Source organism: Culicoidibacter larvae, assembly GCF_005771635.1.
Lineage (GTDB): Bacteria > Bacillota_I > Bacilli_A > Culicoidibacterales > Culicoidibacteraceae > Culicoidibacter > Culicoidibacter larvae.
This window is the reverse complement of sequence record NZ_VBWP01000001.1, coordinates 182568-201313: the sequence shown is the minus strand read 5'-3', so window position 1 is coordinate 201313 and position 18746 is coordinate 182568. Positions and strand designations below refer to the sequence as shown.

16 protein-coding genes are annotated in these 18746 nt (G+C 37.6%); 1 reads left to right on the top strand and 15 read right to left on the bottom strand.

The annotated features are described in order from the left end of the window. Positions 1–51: 51 nt before the first annotated feature. The 9 genes from hcp to FEZ08_RS01030 form a co-directional block, all read right to left on the bottom strand. The gene (gene hcp, locus FEZ08_RS01070) at positions 52–1587 is read right to left on the bottom strand and encodes a hydroxylamine reductase (protein WP_138189845.1); all 1536 of its coding nucleotides are present in this window, start codon (positions 1585–1587) and stop codon (positions 52–54) included. A 75-nt stretch (positions 1588–1662) separates the two neighbouring features. Further along, on the bottom strand, positions 1663–2310 hold the full coding sequence (locus tag FEZ08_RS01065) for a Crp/Fnr family transcriptional regulator (protein WP_171014860.1): 648 nt from the start codon (positions 2308–2310) through the stop codon (positions 1663–1665). Between the two features lie 98 nt (positions 2311–2408). Continuing rightward, positions 2409–3776, bottom strand: coding sequence for a PTS cellobiose transporter subunit IIC (celB, locus tag FEZ08_RS01060; protein ID WP_138189843.1), 1368 nt, complete (start codon positions 3774–3776; stop codon positions 2409–2411). 28 nt (positions 3777–3804) lie between these two features. Beyond that, positions 3805–5193 carry a glycoside hydrolase family 1 protein gene (locus FEZ08_RS01055; RefSeq protein WP_138189842.1) on the bottom strand — a complete coding sequence of 463 codons (1389 nt, stop codon included), beginning with the start codon at positions 5191–5193 and terminating at the stop codon, positions 3805–3807. A 132-nt stretch (positions 5194–5325) separates the two neighbouring features. Next, complete coding sequence (locus FEZ08_RS01050) at positions 5326–6105, bottom strand: DeoR/GlpR family DNA-binding transcription regulator (RefSeq protein ID WP_138189841.1); 780 nt, start codon at positions 6103–6105, stop codon at positions 5326–5328. A gap of 149 nt (positions 6106–6254) precedes the next feature. Beyond that, positions 6255–7685 carry an APC family permease gene (locus FEZ08_RS01045; RefSeq protein WP_138189840.1) on the bottom strand — a complete coding sequence of 477 codons (1431 nt, stop codon included), beginning with the start codon at positions 7683–7685 and terminating at the stop codon, positions 6255–6257. A gap of 4 nt (positions 7686–7689) precedes the next feature. Continuing rightward, positions 7690–8418, bottom strand: coding sequence for a gamma-glutamyl-gamma-aminobutyrate hydrolase family protein (locus tag FEZ08_RS01040; protein ID WP_138189839.1), 729 nt, complete (start codon positions 8416–8418; stop codon positions 7690–7692). Positions 8419–8531: 113 nt separating this feature from the next. Further along, entirely contained in the window at positions 8532–8993 is a 462-nt protein-coding gene (locus FEZ08_RS01035) for a hypothetical protein (RefSeq protein WP_138189838.1), read from the bottom strand. Between the two features lie 62 nt (positions 8994–9055). Beyond that, a complete protein-coding gene (locus tag FEZ08_RS01030) occupies positions 9056–10000 on the bottom strand; it encodes a hypothetical protein (RefSeq protein ID WP_138189837.1) in 945 nt (314 codons plus the stop codon). Positions 10001–10242: 242 nt separating this feature from the next. On the opposite strand from FEZ08_RS01030, the gene FEZ08_RS01025 reads away from it, so the two are divergent. Continuing rightward, positions 10243–11730, top strand: a complete 1488-nt coding sequence (locus FEZ08_RS01025; protein ID WP_138189836.1) for an InlB B-repeat-containing protein — start codon at positions 10243–10245, stop codon at positions 11728–11730. Positions 11731–11807: 77 nt separating this feature from the next. On the opposite strand, the gene FEZ08_RS01020 is transcribed toward FEZ08_RS01025, so the two are convergent. From FEZ08_RS01020 to FEZ08_RS00995, 6 genes are all read right to left on the bottom strand, one after another. Beyond that, positions 11808–13097, bottom strand: a complete 1290-nt coding sequence (locus tag FEZ08_RS01020; RefSeq protein ID WP_138189835.1) for a hypothetical protein — start codon at positions 13095–13097, stop codon at positions 11808–11810. 141 nt (positions 13098–13238) lie between these two features. Then, positions 13239–14246: a MucBP domain-containing protein gene (locus FEZ08_RS01015; RefSeq protein WP_138189834.1), complete on the bottom strand. Its 1008-nt coding sequence runs from the start codon at positions 14244–14246 to the stop codon at positions 13239–13241. Between the two features lie 155 nt (positions 14247–14401). Beyond that, the gene (locus tag FEZ08_RS01010; RefSeq protein WP_138189833.1) at positions 14402–15745 is read right to left on the bottom strand and encodes an MATE family efflux transporter; all 1344 of its coding nucleotides are present in this window, start codon (positions 15743–15745) and stop codon (positions 14402–14404) included. A gap of 24 nt (positions 15746–15769) precedes the next feature. Next, entirely contained in the window at positions 15770–16177 is a 408-nt protein-coding gene (locus FEZ08_RS01005) for an arsenate reductase ArsC (protein WP_138189832.1), read from the bottom strand. A 1-nt stretch (position 16178) separates the two neighbouring features. Next, entirely contained in the window at positions 16179–18452 is a 2274-nt protein-coding gene (gene gshAB / locus FEZ08_RS01000) for a bifunctional glutamate--cysteine ligase GshA/glutathione synthetase GshB (RefSeq protein ID WP_138189831.1), read from the bottom strand. Further along, positions 18449–18745, bottom strand: a complete 297-nt coding sequence (locus tag FEZ08_RS00995; RefSeq protein WP_138189830.1) for an ArsR/SmtB family transcription factor — start codon at positions 18743–18745, stop codon at positions 18449–18451. The genes gshAB and FEZ08_RS00995 overlap by 4 nt, the downstream gene beginning before the upstream one ends. Position 18746 lies beyond the last annotated feature (1 nt).

Here is an 18746-nt window from a genome sequence, read left to right as displayed (position 1 = left end):
AAGCCGCGGGCGCCCATTGCCCGCGGCTTTTTATCTTTCCCCCAAAGGGTATTAGTTTAAACCAAAATATTCTAAGTCTGCTTCAACTGTGCTCATGCCGCTGATGTTGTAGTTGTTGATCAGGAATTCTGCAACAGCTGGTGTCAGGTATGATGGTAATGTTGGCCCGACTTTGATGTTTTTCACGCCTAAGTGCAGTAGTGCAAGTAAGACAATAACAGCTTTTTGTTCGTACCATGCGATGTTGTAAGTGATTGGCAATTCATTGATGTCTGCTAGTTCAAATACTTCTTTTAGTTTTAAGGCGATGACTGCTAGTGAATATGAGTCATTACATTGCCCGGCATCAAGTACACGGGGAATGCCATTGATATCACCTAAGTTTAGTTTGTTGTAACGATATTTTGCACAACCAGATGTCAGGATAATTGTGTCTTTTGGTAGACTTTCAGCGAAGTCGGTATAATATCCGCGTTCTTTTTTACGTCCATCACAACCGCTCATAACAACGAATTGTTTGATTGAGCCATCTTTAATATTTTCGATAATAGTATCTGCCAAAGACAACACTTGTGAATGTGCAAATCCACCAACGATTTTCCCGGTTTCTAATTCGGTTGGTGCCGCACATGTTTTGGCAAGCTCAATGATTGGCGAAAAATCTTTTACGCCGTCGACAGCCTCGACGCGCGTAAATCCTGGATGGTCACAGTCGCCGGTTGAAAATAGGCGATCGATGTATGATGCGTCCTTACGAGGCGGAACAATACAGTTGGTAGTAAATAAAATTGGACCATTGAATTTTTCGAATTCTTCCCGTTGTTGCCACCAAGCATTCCCGTAGTTACCAACTAAGTGGTCATATTTTTTAAGTTTTGGATAGTAATGTGCCGGTAACATTTCACTATGCGTATATATGTCTACACCACTGTCTTTGCTTTGCTCAAGTAATGCTTCCAGGTCATGCAAGTCATGGCCTGAAACAAGAATTCCCGGGCGGTTTTGTACCCCTAAATTTACTTCACTGATTTCCGGATTGCCGTAAGTAGTGGTATTTGCCTCATCCAATAAAGCCATAACTTTTACTCCATACGCTCCGGTTTCATCAACTAATGCTACCAGTGCACCTAAATCATGCAAATCATTCAATTGAGCTAAAGTTGTGATTGTAAAATCATGAATCGCTTCGTCTTCATACCCTAATTGAATTGCATGCGCATGATATGCGCTCATTCCCATCAGTCCGCCGATAATCATTGATTTTACAGCTTGTAAATCATTGTTTTCATCGTAAACCGCTGATTCAATCTGAACTCCGGTTTTAGCTGCTGCTTTAGCAATTTCATTTTCCATAGATTCGCGATTAAAGTTTGCATTAGTAATTAACTTAAATAAACTGTGCATGATAAAGCGCTTATCTTCCAATGCCATGTTTACGCCTTGCTGACTTGCCAGTACCTTCAATTGTTCTTTTAGCACATCCATACGATTTGCTAAAAGATAGTCTTTTCCACATACGCCATTTACAGTACAAGCGTCATTGTGCAATGCTTCCTCGCATTGGTTACAATACATTTTAGTTTCCATAACAAAAAATTCCTCCTTTACGAATTATTTAAAATATATCATAAAGCAGGAAAAATATGTGTGATAGTTATCACTCTAGCGAAAATATTCCGGATTCAACCGATAATGGTTGCGGTCATTTTTAAAGTAGCCGGCAGTTTCCATTGTCTTAATTTCGCGCGTCAATGAACTTCGATCTACACATAGGTACTCTGAAAGCTGAGTTTTATTGTAAGGAAGCTCAATTTCAAGCGAATCACATTTATGATAATAGTAGCGCAACACTTCAAAAACCCGTTCCTTAATTGTAGTCTTGCTAATACATTCAATCTTATGGGTTAAAAAGGTATTCTTATCCGCCAAAATGCGGATAAGATTTTGCTGCAACTGATTACTGCTGGTCTCAAAAAAGTATGTATATGGAATAACTAGCACATTAAGTGGTGTAATCGCGGTAATATCAAATGGAGTGGTGCGTACGTTTGCCAGCGCCACAGACTCAGCGAAAATATCATTTTCGCTGAGAATAGCCACCATCTTCTTATTACCGTTAAAATCATAATTGCTAATCTCAATTTGGCCGTTTAATATTACAAACAGCTCATCAATACAGTTACCTTGCTCGTAAATAAGTTCATCTTTTGCAAATGTTTTGGTATACAACGAACTTAAAATATCCTTTAAGTCTGCTTCATTAATGTCTTTAAAAAGGGCATTTTGCTGCAATTGCAAACTATAATTCATGCTTGAACACCTCATGTCTTATTGCGATTATAGCATATTATTGAAAAAAGAAATAGCGGTTGCCTTGGCAACCGCTATTTCCAACTTTCTCCCTAAAATTACACTTCAACAACAAGTTCTTCGTCATTAACTGCAACTGTTTCTTCGGCAGCAAGTTTATTATCATACATTTTGAAGAACGGAAAGTAAATAACCATTGATAATAATAAACAAAGTATTGCCAGAATAATTGCCCGGAAATCGCCGCCGGTTCCAAGGAAGGCCCCAAGTCCCACTGGCGATACCCACGGAATTCCCGATATGACTTTGCCTACTAATCCAAATTGAGTCGCGAAATAAGCTAAAGTGAGATTGGCAATCGGCGCAATAATGAATGGAATAATCAAGAATGGGTTATACACAATCGGTGCCCCGAAAATAATTGGTTCATTAATATTAAATACCGCCGGAATAATTGCTGTTTTCCCTAATGTTTTCAACTGTTGCGATTTTGCCATGAAAATAAACATAATACATAATCCCAATGTTGAACCGGCACCACCAATAAATAAGTACATATTAACAAAGTCACCGGCAAATACATTACTGGCACCATCAATATTTTGGGTCAACGCCACTAACAATATTGGATTAATAAAAGTATTTTTGATAATTGCCGTCCCATGCACACCGACAGCCCACAATAAGTGAATCAGCAACATGATAACGACTACACCTAAGTACGACCCGGTCAAATTTTGCACAAATCCAAATGGTGCCGCAAGTATCGCATGAATATCCGTTCCCAACCAAGCTAGAATCGTAATGATAATAATCATCACAAAGGCAATAGCGATTGCCGGGATCAATGATGCGAAAGAACGAGAAACGCCATCGGGAACACCCTCAGGCATTTTAATTGTAAAGTTCTTATTAATACATAACCGATAAATTTGCACAGCAAGTACGGCGGCAATAATCCCAACAAAAATACCCTGACCGCTAAAACGAGTGATCCAACCACCCATTGAAATACCGTTGAAAATGATACTCTTATCTGATGCTAAATCAGTAATCAAGGTTGCTTTCCCATCAGTGAAACCAACTTGAACAACAGTCATCAAGAAGGCAAAAATTGATAGGATTGCCCCAGTAAAACTATTCAGCTTCTCATTATTTCTTGTGCGGTATTCTTCGGTGAAGTAATACCCAGTCGCCGCCACATAAAACAAGGCGATACTTCCTAATGCCATAGTATTAGCAATAGAATAGATGGCGCTGTATTGTAAAATTGTTGCCTCGAAGAAATCTTTTAGCGGCGGAATAATCTGTGGCAAGTTATTTAAAATCAAGAAAATTGATGCCACGATTGTAAATGGAACCGCAGTTAACCCGGCATTCATTAATGCCCGAATAAATTTGGTGTTAGCGATTTTATTCAGCGGTCCCAGTAAGTGTTTCTCCATAAAATGTAAAACAGCATTCATATACTATTTCTCCTCTCATATCTAAGGATCATAATTCAGATCCGTTAGTATCAATTACCTGTTGATACCAGTAAAAACTATCTTTGCGATATCGCTTGAGCTCTCTCACATCCTGCTCATCGCGATCAATATATATAAAGCCATAACGTTTACTTATTCCCTCGTGCACACTTACAAGATCAATTGCTGACCACGGACTATAGCCAATCAGCTTCACCCCGGCAGCGATTGCATCTTTACATGCTTGTAAATGCTTTTGCAAATAATCAATACGATATGGATCATGAATTCGACCACTATCAGTAAGCACATCATATGCCCCTAAACCATTCTCGGTAATAATCATAGGAATCTGATAGCGGTCATCGATATGTTGTAACGTATTCTGGAGCCCCAATGGATCAATCGTCCAGTTAAACTCATTCTTCTCTAGGAATGGATTAGTAAATCCTTTATAGAAACCACGCTCCATAATATCCTCTGATTGCTGATCGGAAATTCCATTCATCATATCATCAGCATTTTCAGGAAATTCAACAGTTACCGAACTATAGTAATTCACTGCCACAAAGTCAGGAATATGCTCCTTCATCAATGCTTTGTCCGCCTCGCTTACTTCCGGCATCACACCCTGACGCACTAAATAATCTTTAGCCACCGGATTATAAATACCGCGAACACTAAAATCAAGATACAACCAGTTACGGATACTATTAAAGTATAAAGCAGCCTGATTGTCTTTTGGTTTTGAAGTTGCTGGATATACAATGGATATATTTGGCGTCGGTCCTATTTTCCCACCATCGATTAACTCATGACATGCTTTAATCGCCAGCTTCTCAGCAATCATCAGGTGATGAAATTGTTGGTACTTTGCTTTTAACGGAATTTCTTTACCAAGAATCTTTTTATCTACTAAAAGCATAATGTTTGGTTCATTAATTGTTAGCCAATATTTAACCCGATCACCATACTCTTTAAAAACAAACCGACAATATTGCTCGTATGCTTGTACTGTCTCCTTTGAAGACCAACCACCCAGGTCTTCAAGCGTTTGCGGTAAATCAAAATGATACAATGTAATAATTGGTTGAATGCCATGCTGCAAACAAGTATTAATGACATCATTATAATGGTCAACACCAACTTGATTAACTTTTCGGGTTCCATCAGGAAAAATCCGTGTCCAAGCAATTGAAAAGCGGAATACTTTTAATCCCATTTCTGCTAACAATGCAATGTCTTCTTTATAATGATGATAGTGATCACTTGCAACCTTAAAATCACAAATATCATGTTTATCACGAGGTCGGGTATCCTGAACACTCAAACCTTTTCCGTCTAAATCATAGGCCCCCTCTGATTGATGCGCCGATAACGATGCACCCCATAAAAAATCCTGCGGGAATTCCCTCATATATAACACTCCTTGTCATAAAAAATCTGTATAGAAATGAAAGCGCTTCAACTTCATCTCAAGAGTAACAAAAAAAAGAGGCTCATTCAAGGAAATACAAGTAACTGTTCTTAACCTCTTTTTTATGAATGTTTATAGGATTGATACCTCCACATCCTGTGCACGTATCAATCCGCAGGCGTTACTATCTACTGACGAATCAGTAATCAAATCAGTAACCAACTTTGTATGGGTAGTCATAAAATTAGTCTGCTGACCAATCTTGCTGCCCTCGGCAAGAATAACCTTCTTGCCGTTTGTGTATTCAATCATCGTTCGATTAATGAGCGTCTCCAAAAGCGAATGTGATGTTATCAACCGTTCATCAATAGCATCCGTTCCCAAAAAGCACATATCAGCTGTTTGCATAGTTAAAGTCTGGATAGCAACCTCGCCAACTAATGATTTATGATTATAAATCTCGCCACCAGTCAGAAAGACCGTTGCCGCCCCGGCTAAATCATGCTCATTAATAAGTAAGTTATTGGTAAAAATAGTAACATTTTTATCTAAATTTGCCAAAATAAAAAATAATGCCGTCACACCCGAATTAACAAACAAACGCATGCCATCACTCACCAGCCCGGCAGCATGTTCCGCAATCTTCACCTTCTGTTCTATAATTGCGTCATCACTAGACAATAATAGAACCGGATCATCAATTCGATGAATCGTACCCTGAATATAAGTCGCCTTCCCATAAGACCGCTCAATCATTTGTTTCTTCTCGAATAATTCAAGATCGCGCCGAATTGTTAACGGTGATACATGAAACTCCTGAGCAAGCTCATCAACATAAACAACTCCTTTTCCCTTCAGTTGTTCCAAAATTTTTTCGCGCCGTTTAAACACGGTTGCCAAACTGGTTTTCATGAATATCCCTCGCTTTCGCTCAAACCATATACCCTTATTATACTTGGTGAAGCCGGAAAAACACAAGAAAAGCGAAATCCTATATCGAGGAAAATAGGAAAAGGGCGGATGACCAGCATCCGCCCTTTTCTTCACTTCTTTTAAAAAAATTACGCCACGCGTTTTTTACCAACCATATAATAATACAGATAGGTACACACTGGCACTACTACAAATAACAAACAAATTGCGGTTACTGATAGTATATTCAGTCCGTTAGCCATATCGCCACCAACAAACAAAATCGATTTATAGTTATACATAACTGCCAAGAAGACACTTGCTAAAACGGCTATAACCGGCAATACAAAATCAGTCATCGTTCCTCGCTTCACATTCACCCATTTGCTCGCTGTGCTTTTTGCCATAACAATTACTGCAATCGGTACTAAGATATACTGAATAAAACGAACAATAACACTAAGTCCCGCTAATGATGAAACATCAAATCCTAAAGCAATCGGGAAAGTTAATGCTAAAGCTGCGGTAATAATAAATGCTAATACCGGCACACCACGTTTTGATTGTTTTGAAATAACCTTTGGCAGCACACCTTTATCTGCCAAGGCAACAAATATCCGTGGTGAACCAAATGAAGCAGCAACATTAATACCAAACATTGACACGACCGCTCCAAGGACAATAATCATCTTTAAAGCATCATTGCCAATAACTGCTGCTAATTTTACCGTATCACTTGAAGTTGCGATTGCTTCCGGTCCAAGGAACATACCAACAACAATAACTGAAATATAAGCAACGCCAACAATAACAATTGAAATAGGAATCGCTTTTGGTAAAGTTTTATCCGGTTCCTCCATGTCTTCCGCCGCATTGGCGATTGACTCAAACCCGGTAAAGGCATATAAAGCACTGATTGTTGCTACGATAAGTCCGGTCCAATCATTTTGTCCAAGCGTGAAAAAGCCAAACAGCGACATTGGCACCGCTGTATAAACATCAGCCGATGCTGCTTGCGAGTAATTATTTACATGGTAGAAAATAATAATCCCAATCCCGGCAATGACAAATAATCCTAAAGCTGCCAACTTACCAACAGTTGAAATATTATTAACCCATTCAACCACTTTAGTCCCAGAAAAGTTGATAATCAACAGAATCGCGAATAAAATGAACAAACCAATCAGATAATACATATTAGCATTGCTGCTCTGAACAACCTGTTCATGTAAAAATATTTCACATAAGGTTTTCGTTACCGCTGTTGCCATAACTCCCCATGCAATTCCGCCTGAAATCGCCCGGGTAATCCCTACATAAATACCAACATTATCACCAAAAGCTGCCGTTGTATAGGCAAACGCCGCACCGTTGGCCTTAGTATACTTTGCAGCTGTCGCAAACACAACTGCCAGCACTACCGCGAAAACTCCAGCTAATATATAAGCAAGCGGTGCCAAAGTACCTGCTTGCTTAATTACGGTTCCCGGCGTCAAAAATATCCCGGTTCCAATAATAGAGTTTACTCCATATAAAACTATACTCCAAAATCCAAGTTTCTTAATCGTCTTACTACTCATACCATCAATCCCTTACATACTGTATAAAATATCTGAAAATTTCTTGCGCCTCGCGGTTTTCCCAACTCAGCATCTCCGGATGCCACTGCACCGCAAACATCCGTTTGCCATCCATTGCTTCCATCGCTTCAATAACACCATCTTCAGCGACTGCTGTCACCTTAAATCCCTCGGCGACCCGATCAACACTCTGATGATGAAAACTATTAATAGTAAACGACGTTTTCCCGGTTGCCTTAAACAAGACAGACTCCTCTGCGATATTTGCCTTATGGGTTGGCTGCGCTGGATTCACGCGCTGATCATGCTTAATATAAGCACCCTCTTTCAGCGAATTATCCTGGAAAAGCGTCCCACCAAAATACACATTCATAATCTGCATCCCACGGCAAATTCCCATCACCGGCTTATTTAACTCAAGAGCAGCCTTTAACAGTAACTTTTCAAAAACATCACGCTCAACTGAATTCTCACCAAGCAATGTCATTGGCTCTTGCCCGTATTCCTGAGGGTTTACATCCTGACCTCCAGAAAGCAATAACGCATCCACCATTGCCACCTGTACCTTAGCCACCTCATAATCAGCAGTAATCGGTAAAACCACCGGCACTCCGCCAGCCGCCTGCACCGAACGTGAATAATCCTCATTTAATCCCAAGCGCGGATATCCGGGAAACACATAATTTGCATCGAAAACAAAAGCACTGCTAATACCAATTTTCACCTTACTCATATACGTATCCTCCTTAAGTATAATATTTTAATACTAAACCATAATTTCCCATTTGTAAATCTTTTTTGCAATTGGCCAAAGAAAAAACGCCTCGCTGACTAGCAGCGAGGCGTTTAAACCTTCCTAAAAAAGAAACAAAATAACGCAAAAACAATACAACCTACAATAAAGAGTGGGATCGCCCACATAATCATATAATAGCCAACCATTACCAACGGCGCCAATAATACACCAACAATGGTGACTATAAATATCAATTTATTTTGCTTATATCTCAATAAACCAATAATAGCTACTATGAATAGTAATAGTAATATTACAAATCCACATATCATCAGAACTGCTTCACTATCACGAATACAATTATAAATATTAGCATACTGCGTCAAATAATCAATTTTCCCGTGTTCCCATAGCATTGCTTTATCCCATTCCAGCAAATATAGCGTTCCACCGAATATTGAACCTAGTAAAAGAAATAATATCCCAACTATAATAACTAGTTTATTTTTTTCATCAGAATCACCTTTTCTTTTATCAAGTTCGAATAATGCATGGAGTACTGACTCTAACAAGTCTTTTTATTATACCATTTTCCCTAAAGAAGCATAGTCAATTTTAAAAATAATGAACTTGCTTAAAACCTAGGAATAATATTAACCCAATCCCGGCCATCAAAAGCCCAGGCTGTTGAATGCCCACAAATCAAAAGCAAGTCCTCCGTACTATCCATACAACCATGGGGAACACAATCCTCACCATCAATAACTATATGGTCTGCAACATCGCTACCATCCCAGATAAAAAATGTATGGTCTCCGATTCCCCACAAACGATTATCAAACCAGCATAAATCGTTTAATCCTTGATAATCAAGTTTCAGTTCTCGGACCAATTCCCAATCATCCATCTTGCCGCACCAAATCGCTTCTTTGCTCGCAACATAAACGAAACCATCATTACCGCATGCTACATGATATAACCGTTCATCACTTGGAAACTGACACTGTTTCCAGTCTCTGCCATCATAATGCCACACTTCACCTTTGCCGCCAACAATATAGATATCCCGTTCAGAGAAGCCAGCAATATCTTCAAAGCTCTGCGTGAAAGCATCCTCCTCTTCAACGACTTCCTCAGCTGTGCAAGTCATCACTTGCCACCGTCCTATATCTATCCGCTTAGAAACAAATCGCTGCAATCCAACCGCCCAGGCATAACCATCAATCATTTTAATCCGATTTACTGCCGTTGGCATATCATCGCCAACCCACTCCGAATCCCATTCAGATTTACCGCCACCGGCAGGAAATACAGCGCCACCAAGACAGCCAATCCTCAAGCCCTGCGAGATTGGCTTCTGTGCTGCCCCAATAAGACTCATGGAAATTGCACCAAGATCAAAGTAAGCATAATCAAGAGTTTCGTGGTCATCATCAATTAAAACAACCTGACGTACTCGCTCATTCTTATAATGCTGTATTAAAAAATAAACAATATTATGCTCACGAATCGCACAATCAATAATAACAAAATGACGAAAAACCTTTTTCCAGTCTTTTTTCGAAAGTAACTTCTGCATTAAAATTCACGCCCTAAATAAATTATCCCCCCGCGAATCTCTATACTTCTATTATACGCTATTATGGAAAACTAAAAAAGTCACAGCTCCATTTCGGCTGTGACTTTTTATACCTTTATTTTTAAAAAAACTTAAATTGTTGCACCATTACGTATATTGTCTTAATTTCTCAGCTTCCTTGACTTTGGCTCGCTCATAACATTATAATGAGACTAATGTTATATAGTATAGGGGGTACTATTTTGAAAAAATTAGTATATAGTTTTTTTGCCTTGACCTTATTTGCTGTTAGTTTCTTCAGCTTACCGGTCCAAGCAGCAAATGATGAATTTAAGGTGATCAGTGATTACGCTGGTCAAGAAGTTGAGTCAACCAGAGGTTTAGACCGCGATGTTGAAACAAACTTATTAACTGACGCACTTGGTGTTGATTTAGTAGATGTGCAACAAGGTACTGGTTTATATCAATTAACAAGTATTGAAGTTGCGCGTTATCGCCAAAAAGTCCGCATAGAGTATTATTTGGGTGATTATACACAAAGTACCTTCATCGGTGCAGATGAAGGTTATGCTGACTATTATGATTCCGTAAGCGACTACGTGATGAATGTAGCAACAGTAAACCAAACTTTTGGCCAAACAATTCCAACAACATATAAGTTAGTACCATATAGCGCAACTGATCGTTCAGTGTACAGCGATGTACCGGCATATGATGGCACTGACTCAACATATACAGTTAAAGTATTAGTTGCTGAAGTAAAACGTTATAATGTTTCAGCTAAAAAATATCAAAACCGTCAGGATTTACCGGCTCAGCCGAATCCGGTTGGCAAATCAAGAACTGATATCGAAGCTTTAACTGAATACTGGCAAGTAAATAGTTTATCAACAAACTTTAATGCTGTAGTAGGTCAAGAAATTGACTTTAAATCAGTGGGTCAATTCTCAGATACCTACACATCAAGCGCTCGGGTTGGTCAGCTTGCATATTATGGTATGTATGATGCCGCCGGGAACTTCACTGAAACAAGTAAGTTTGTTGTTCCTGCTGACCTAAGTGGGACCGTTCTACTAGCTGGATTCTATGCTGTTGATGATTTAGGATCGCCAGCTGTGAAGCCTGGCAATAGTAGCTCAATGACCGGTGGCGCTTCAATTGGGTTTACCGGTTCAGTTCCAACATGGAAAAACGCACGTATCAGTGAAACACTTGACCTTACAGATGCTGCAGCAAAAGCAAAACTGAGTGCTTATCCATTCCACGCTGCTGAAGATCCATTCGATGCACCTGAATATCCATCATATTGGTGGACACCAGCAAACTTCGCTTTGGAACATCGCATAGAATTAACATATAATTATGCGTTGGTTGGCACTGCTGCCGTTACATTTACAGTTGATTTTGAATCAAATGGCGGAACAGCAGTCGCATCACTATTAGACATTGCTGATGGCGCAACCATTATCGCACCAACTGCACCAACTCGTGATGGCTTCACCTTCGCCGGCTGGTATACAGATGCAGCGTTAACAACATTATGGAACTTTAATTCTGATATTGTAACAAGCGATATGACTTTATATGCAAAATGGACGCCAACAGATTCAAGTGACTCAAACAGTTCCTTACCTGTAACTGGCCAGTCAGATGCTTGGCTCATCCAAATTGCTCTTGGCGGATTAGCAATTGCAGCCGCTGGAACATTATTATTGAGAAAACGCAAATAAGCATTTAAAAAGCCCACATCCTCGGATGTAGGCTTTTTTTAGTTTATACACATATCGTTTCAATCAATAATATTGACTTATTTCTTATTTTTAATTACCATCAGTGCTAACGCACTGAATGCTATTAATGCTGTACCTGAGATTAGTAGTTCTACATGATTACTACCAGTCGTTGGTAAAACTGTAGTTGCCGAACCTGGTGGCGTTCCCTCCGTAACCGGCGGCTCAATAGTTTCAACAACCAGTGGTTTATATACTTCAATCATCGGAATTGAGTCAGAAAATTGAATAGCTGTATATTCCGGAGCAACAATTTTCTCAATGTTTCTTTGTCCAGAAACAACCCCGGCATATCTAATTTGACCTAAGTAAGACAGGTGATCATAAACTGATCTGCTACCGCCTTTTATACTTGTTTTTAAAACATCAACATTAAATTCATAAGCTTTTTGCAATCCTTCAAGCGCACTTTCCGATCCGATTATTAAATAATCTGCATTTCTTTTAAACACTAAGCTGCTTCCTGTCTCTGCATTAAAATCATTCAGCTTACTTTCGAAGGTATCCTTTGCTGTAGCAAACGTGTTTGAAAGTGATACTAAATAATCTGTGTATACTGACACTTTATCAAGCACATCACTTCCCTTAGTTTCATAAGTTTCAATAAACTGCTCATATTCTTCGGTACTGTACATTGCCTTTAATTCCTGATCAGTGTAATCAAGTGGAGCAAAATTCATCTCATAAATCGAATTGATTGTCGGTTTCCAAACATTATTAAAGTCATTAGCCGGATCTCCCGGATTATTCGGCTGCCAACCGGTAGTATATGTTTCAAATGCTGCAACAAACTCATTATATGCTGCATAATATTTCCCATAAGATAATGCTGAACTTGTATTCTCTACTGCTGTTTGCTCAATCTCTGCTAAAAAGTCAGTAACATTAAAATTATCATTAGAAAATCCAACAGTAATATTTCCTTCCGGAGCATATCCACTTAAATTATATTGTTCTAAATCTTCTTGATATGCATTAATAATTGGCCAATTTTCATTGTACGCAGTTTCAAAATTATTTCTCGCTTGCTCTAAATCTGCGTGCCATGCTGCTACTTGAGCTGGAATACTATCAGCATTATCAAGCGTAATCTCTAAATCTGAAAATGCAGCAATCACTTGATTTAGTGATTCTGCCCGTTTATTGATTGCATCTTTTGCTTCTATTGCAGCTTCATATGATTTCATAATATCATTGTATATATTTTTATTACTGGCAGCATTAACTGATGTCGTAACTGTAAAGAGACACAAACATGCCAACAGTAAAAAAGAAAACGATTTTAGTAAAAATCTGGATTTGTTCATTATAGTTCCCCCTATTTTTTTGCTAATTTGGATCGAACAACGCTCCTTTTTTAATTTTACCAAAAAAGACTATGAAAAAAAGTCCAATTGTTTGGACCTTTTTTCAACTATATAAGTAGTAATAATTAAGTTTTAACTACATCATTTTTTATTGACTTTATTTAAGAAAAATCCTGTTCCGCTAATCAATAACAATCCGGCAATAGTATAGCTCAGGTTATCTTCTCCGGTAACCGGTAATGTGATATCATTATTTGTTGATGTGTTGCTTACTATATCAGCAGTATCTACTTTTTTATAAACAAAGCTCAGCTGCAAATCAGCTGCTGTGAATTGCCCGATTGGATTACCAATCGTGTTTACCAATTCCCAACCGGCAATAGCTTCAGGTTGAATGTTAAAGTCGGTGCCAACTTCACCTTGGAATGATTTTATTGGTATAATATTATTTCCTGCCTCATCAATATAGTTCACGTGGACATTGCTTAATAATGGTAGCGGAGTTGCTTCATATATAAAAGTAACTACCTGAGCAGCAGTGCCCAGGAATCCGCTTTGCGGATCACCTTCAGCACGTACAAAATCATACCCGCTTATATCTGCCGGTTGAACTGAGTATGAGTCGCCAACTGAACCGCGAATAGTTTGGGCAGAGGTTACCGTTCCTCCGTTTGTATTCTGATAATTAACCGTAAGTTCGGCATTAATAAACTTAATATCATACATAACCGTTATTGTTTTATTAGCAACCGTATTATACTCAATAACCAATCGGAATCCAAGGTAATTAACAGTTGCCGGCTGCGTTGATGTATCAATAAAATTGGACCATGAATACTTCATCGAATTATTAGAAGCCCCATTAATATTGTTATTGTATGTAAATGTATTCATTTTTGTATTAATTGTATCTGTACCATATATAAAAAATGATTTTCCTAATGCTAGCGAATAACTGATTGGTACATTTTGCAGCTCTTCTGGTAATGGTACATCTGGATTTACTTGAGTAAACGACATTGGTGAGTAGTTCACATCTACCTGATAATAATAATCTGCTGCTGCCTGTACTGATAAAGAATTGCTAAAAGTAATTGCATTTGCCGCTGTAAAAACCAACAAAGCAATCAGCCCTTTAATAAATTTCATTTTATTGCCCCCTAATAAAATTCTACGCCCTAAAGACTATCATACTTTTAGTTTCAAATCAAGAATCATAGACTTAATGTAAAACCAAAAAGGGTTCAACTACGGCTGAACCCTTTTATAATAATTATTTGAGTTTTCCTCATAAACTTTTTCTATCATGCTATGGCTTTTGCTGCCCGCATTTCTCGCTTCGATATGATTTTAAACCATGCAGTTAGTAAAATACCTTTAACAATACTTGTAACGCTGATACTAATCCAAATACCTTCAAGTCCAATAAATCCAGATAGCAAGATTGCTAATGGAATTCGTGCTGCTGAGAATATAATTGAAACAATGGGCGGCGCATAGGTTTTTCCCATACCATTAAATGCACCTACCGATAATAGCTCAATACACATAAATAGTTGCGAGAAGCCTAGAGCCTGCATATAACCGACCCCCATCTCAATAACATCCGGTTCGTCAATAAATATGCTAAATAATGGTTTTGGGAACAAAATAAACAGCAGTGAAATAATAATGCCAAAAACCGTTACCAGTTTTAGGGCTGAGTTAAATCCTGAGTTTATCCTACCCATATGTTTGGCGCCATAATTTTGGCCGACAAAGGCAGCAATTGCGCCTTGAATTCCACCAATGGTCATATAAGAAATTGACTCAATTTGAATGCCAATTTTCTGTACAGCAATCGCTTCAGTACCAAACTGTACAATGATTTTTGCCATATATATTGAAATAAAAATAAATATAACTCGTTGCACAGTGACCGGAACACTGATTCTACACACCTCAAACATCTTCTTAAAATCGATTTTTTGTTTAAGGCTGGCAACTATATATTTATTGCCAAATATAACCATGATTGCCAAAGTTAATATTCGTGACAAAGTTGTTGCCCAAGCCGCACCAATAACACCAAATCCGGGAATTATACCAAAACCAAAAATCAGCAGTGGATCAAGCACAATGTTTGCAACAAATCCTGCCGTATTCGCCTGAAAAGTCAGCTTAGTATTGCCATAGCTCGTCAATACCGTTGTCAACGTTGTAGTTAAAAATAAGAACGGCATCCCAATTAGTGAATAGAGTAAATAATCCACTGCCATTTGTTCTATGTAGGGGTTATTCATTTCAAAAAAGCCAATTAGCTGCCGGGATAGTAATCCAACTATTGCCGAAAAAACAATTGAAATGAATACTGATAATATTAAGCTATTCTTTAGATAAACTTCTGCCTCCGCCTCTTTACCGGCTCCTAGTGACTGGGCAATACGAATCCCGGTACCGATAATAATCAAAGTAGACAGCGCGGTAGCCAAGTTAATGAAAAAACTCGCCGTACCAATCGCACTGACTGCATCACTGCCGGCCCGACCAATCCATATCATATTGATCATCCCAAATGCTGTCTGAATAAAATTCGAAGCAATAATCGGCAATGATAATTTTATTAAAATATCTCTTTCATTTCCTGTTGTCATATCAATTTTGTTCATATATATCTCCAATCAAAAATAACTTTATCCTTGCTTAAACACGCCATCCAATATCCTGCTCTTCAACTCCAACACTTTACCCTCAATTAAATCTCTTGTTCTTCTAAAATCTTCGATCGAACCGCCGCTTGGGTCTTCAAGTCCCCAGTCTTCACGATAACGCGTTGGAATATTTGGGCATTCTACCCCGCAGCCCATTGTTATAACCACATCAAGTTCACTTGGAATATCTTTCAAGAGTTTAGGGAACTGTTTCGAGGTATCAATTCCGACTTCCTGCATTACTTCCTGCGCAAGTGGCTTCACTTCTGAATATTCCTCAGTTCCAGCTGAGTAAACCTCCGCAATCCCATGCAACAGTTTTCCTCCCCATGCTTCAGCCATTTGTGAACGACACGAATTATGAATACATACAAATGCAATTTTCAACATATCAAAACTTCTCCTTATTATCAAATAGCAATTTAATTACTTTATCACCAATATTTCGTTTAGTACCGCGATATGGATAACAATGAATATGAATTGCTGGATTAAAATTTACCTCAATAATTGAATAATTATTTGGAGTAGCCGGTTTGCTAATGTCCTCAATTAATATATCCACACCACAAATCTGCACATCCAATGCTTTTGCTGCTTGTAACGCAGCATCTTTATATGAAGCATGTATGTTATCAGTAAAGTCAATACTATCTCCACCAGTGCTAATATTAGAATTTTCTCTAAGATAAATTCGCTGCCCCTTCGCTGGTCTGGAATCAATAGTCAATTGCTGATATGCCAAAAAATCGATTTCTGACTTTCCGAGTTGAAGATATTCTAATGGAGTTCTATATCCTTTCCCCCGTAATACACTCTCATTCTTTCTCTCAACTAAATGTTCTATTGTATGCATACCATCACCAACAACATTTGCAGCTCGACGATGTATAACCGCCGCCACTTCATCACCTATTATTAGTATCCGATATTCTTTTCCCGACTGAAATCGCTCCAATAACACCATATTATCTTCTGAAAATGCAAAATCAAGCGCCTCTATCAATTCCTTCTCTGAATACTCATATGGAAAAATAGTAATACCTTTCCCAAAATTTGTTGTATTGGGTTTCACAACCAATTCTTTTGGTAGATCACCTTGTTTAAATAACTTTATAGCCGTTTTCTTTTCTGCAATACTAAAACCAGTAGGAACATTAATTCCATGTTCGGCTAATACTAGCTTAGTTATTAACTTATTTTCCATAACCAGAACCTGACTATATTTGTCCAAACTTGTTTTAGTGGCTTCTTTTATATACTCTGCATGATGGTCTTGCGGGTTGACTAACCTAATAAAATTTTGTTCCCTATCAAGCACATCAATTGTTAAACCGGTCTTTATGGCCGACTGAATAAGTAATTGAGTTGATAATTCCATATCAGCGAACCCGGCTAAAGCAAATGAATAATCACGGGCCTGCTCTAAAAAATACTTTGCCTGACTAAGATGAAAGCTGATATAATCCTTCTCATCTATACTACTTTTTAGAATAGATGAGTATGTTTTTTCAATAGTTTTAAGTCTTTCAATTGATTTTTGAATAACTCTATCGTCACTATACTTATTTATTGTTTCCAATTCTATATAACTATTAAGGTTATTTAATAATGCTAATCCTAATGAATAAATATTTTCTGTTGTCTCACTATTAGCTATAAGACTTGCATCTGGAAGACTTTGAGCACTAATATCTTGATTAATTCCGGCAGTCACTTGCTGCTCCTCGTCATAATCAAAATCTTCGAGTTGTGCAAAATATATTGCAAACATATGAATTAATTTTAAGTCATCTTGATTAATCCCTGTTGCAAACAAAGGATTAATATCTAAAAATCTAAACTCCAAATACTCAATGTGATTATTTAATGGCTTAATCCGAATCGCAGTATATAACTCTGAATCCTGTTTTATTTTCTCTTCATCCACTAGTCTAGAAACAGATTGTTTATATTTATAATAAGAACGATAATCTAAGAAAAAAAAATCAGAATTACGATACCCACAAACACTATTCCTCAAGGACTGCATTCCCTTACTTGTACATCCACCATTCTTCTTTTCAGTGCTTAATTCCACACACTGCTTCATATAGCTTTCATGGAAAACCGGACTTGCACCAAAAAGATAGATGAACAACCATCTATTTTTCATAAAGTATTTTGTTACTTTTAAATATAATTGGTCTTTAAAATCTTCATATGTTTTAATTTTATCTGATTCCTCATATAAAATCCGTAACAACTCGTCAGAAAACGAAAAGTTGAAATGAATTCCAGATAAAATAGCACGCTTTTTTCCATACTTAAGTGCTAAATATTTTCTATATTGCTCTTTTTCTATATCATCATACACTGCTAATGGAATAACATCTTCGTCTGGAAGAATTGGCGGATTACTTCCTGGCCACAGTAATTCATTTTCTAAATGTAGCATAACTATATTATTTATGTTTTCTAAAAAATCATATGCCTCATCGACTGTATTACAAACTGGAGTTATCATTTCAATCTGACTCTCAGAAAAATCAGTAGTAATATACTGATTCCGACTACCAAATACCTCTGGATGTTTTTCTAATGATAATTCGCCAAAGTAATTAACCCGTAAATTTTCTTTCTCAATACCAAATCTACCATCAAAAATTAATTCAGATTTTTTCATACTTGAATCAACCCATCTTTTGGACACATCTTAATAATATATTGAACTAAGTCAAAATATTTATAGTCCTTATTGAGCATATAGTAGTTCCACTGTGCTTGTTTTCGTTCTAAAAGCATACCGGCATCTTTTAATTTTTTTATATGTTTACTTATTGCTGGTTGTGAAATATTAAAACGATCAACTAAGTTGCAGATACATACCTCTTTATCAGATAACATATTAATTATTTCTAATCGCGTGCTATCTGCTAACAATTTACATACTTCCTCAATATCAATATATGAACCCATA

Coding starts and splice junctions, on each gene's coding strand:
- FEZ08_RS01020 (WP_138189835.1), bottom strand. CDS start 13,097: ATGAACAAATCCAGATTTTTACTAAAATCGTTTTCTTTTTTACTGTTG.
- FEZ08_RS01055 (WP_138189842.1), bottom strand. CDS start 5,193: ATGAGGGAATTCCCGCAGGATTTTTTATGGGGTGCATCGTTATCGGCG.
- FEZ08_RS01015 (WP_138189834.1), bottom strand. CDS start 14,246: ATGAAATTTATTAAAGGGCTGATTGCTTTGTTGGTTTTTACAGCGGCA.
- celB (WP_138189843.1), bottom strand. CDS start 3,776: ATGAATGCTGTTTTACATTTTATGGAGAAACACTTACTGGGACCGCTG.
- FEZ08_RS01010 (WP_138189833.1), bottom strand. CDS start 15,745: ATGAACAAAATTGATATGACAACAGGAAATGAAAGAGATATTTTAATA.
- FEZ08_RS01040 (WP_138189839.1), bottom strand. CDS start 8,418: ATGAGTAAGGTGAAAATTGGTATTAGCAGTGCTTTTGTTTTCGATGCA.
- FEZ08_RS01045 (WP_138189840.1), bottom strand. CDS start 7,685: ATGAGTAGTAAGACGATTAAGAAACTTGGATTTTGGAGTATAGTTTTA.
- hcp (WP_138189845.1), bottom strand. CDS start 1,587: ATGGAAACTAAAATGTATTGTAACCAATGCGAGGAAGCATTGCACAAT.
- FEZ08_RS01050 (WP_138189841.1), bottom strand. CDS start 6,105: ATGAAAACCAGTTTGGCAACCGTGTTTAAACGGCGCGAAAAAATTTTG.
- gshAB (WP_138189831.1), bottom strand. CDS start 18,452: ATGAAAAAATCTGAATTAATTTTTGATGGTAGATTTGGTATTGAGAAA.
- FEZ08_RS01030 (WP_138189837.1), bottom strand. CDS start 10,000: ATGCAGAAGTTACTTTCGAAAAAAGACTGGAAAAAGGTTTTTCGTCAT.
- FEZ08_RS01065 (WP_171014860.1), bottom strand. CDS start 2,310: ATGAATTATAGTTTGCAATTGCAGCAAAATGCCCTTTTTAAAGACATT.
- FEZ08_RS01005 (WP_138189832.1), bottom strand. CDS start 16,177: ATGTTGAAAATTGCATTTGTATGTATTCATAATTCGTGTCGTTCACAA.
- FEZ08_RS00995 (WP_138189830.1), bottom strand. CDS start 18,745: ATGGGTTCATATATTGATATTGAGGAAGTATGTAAATTGTTAGCAGAT.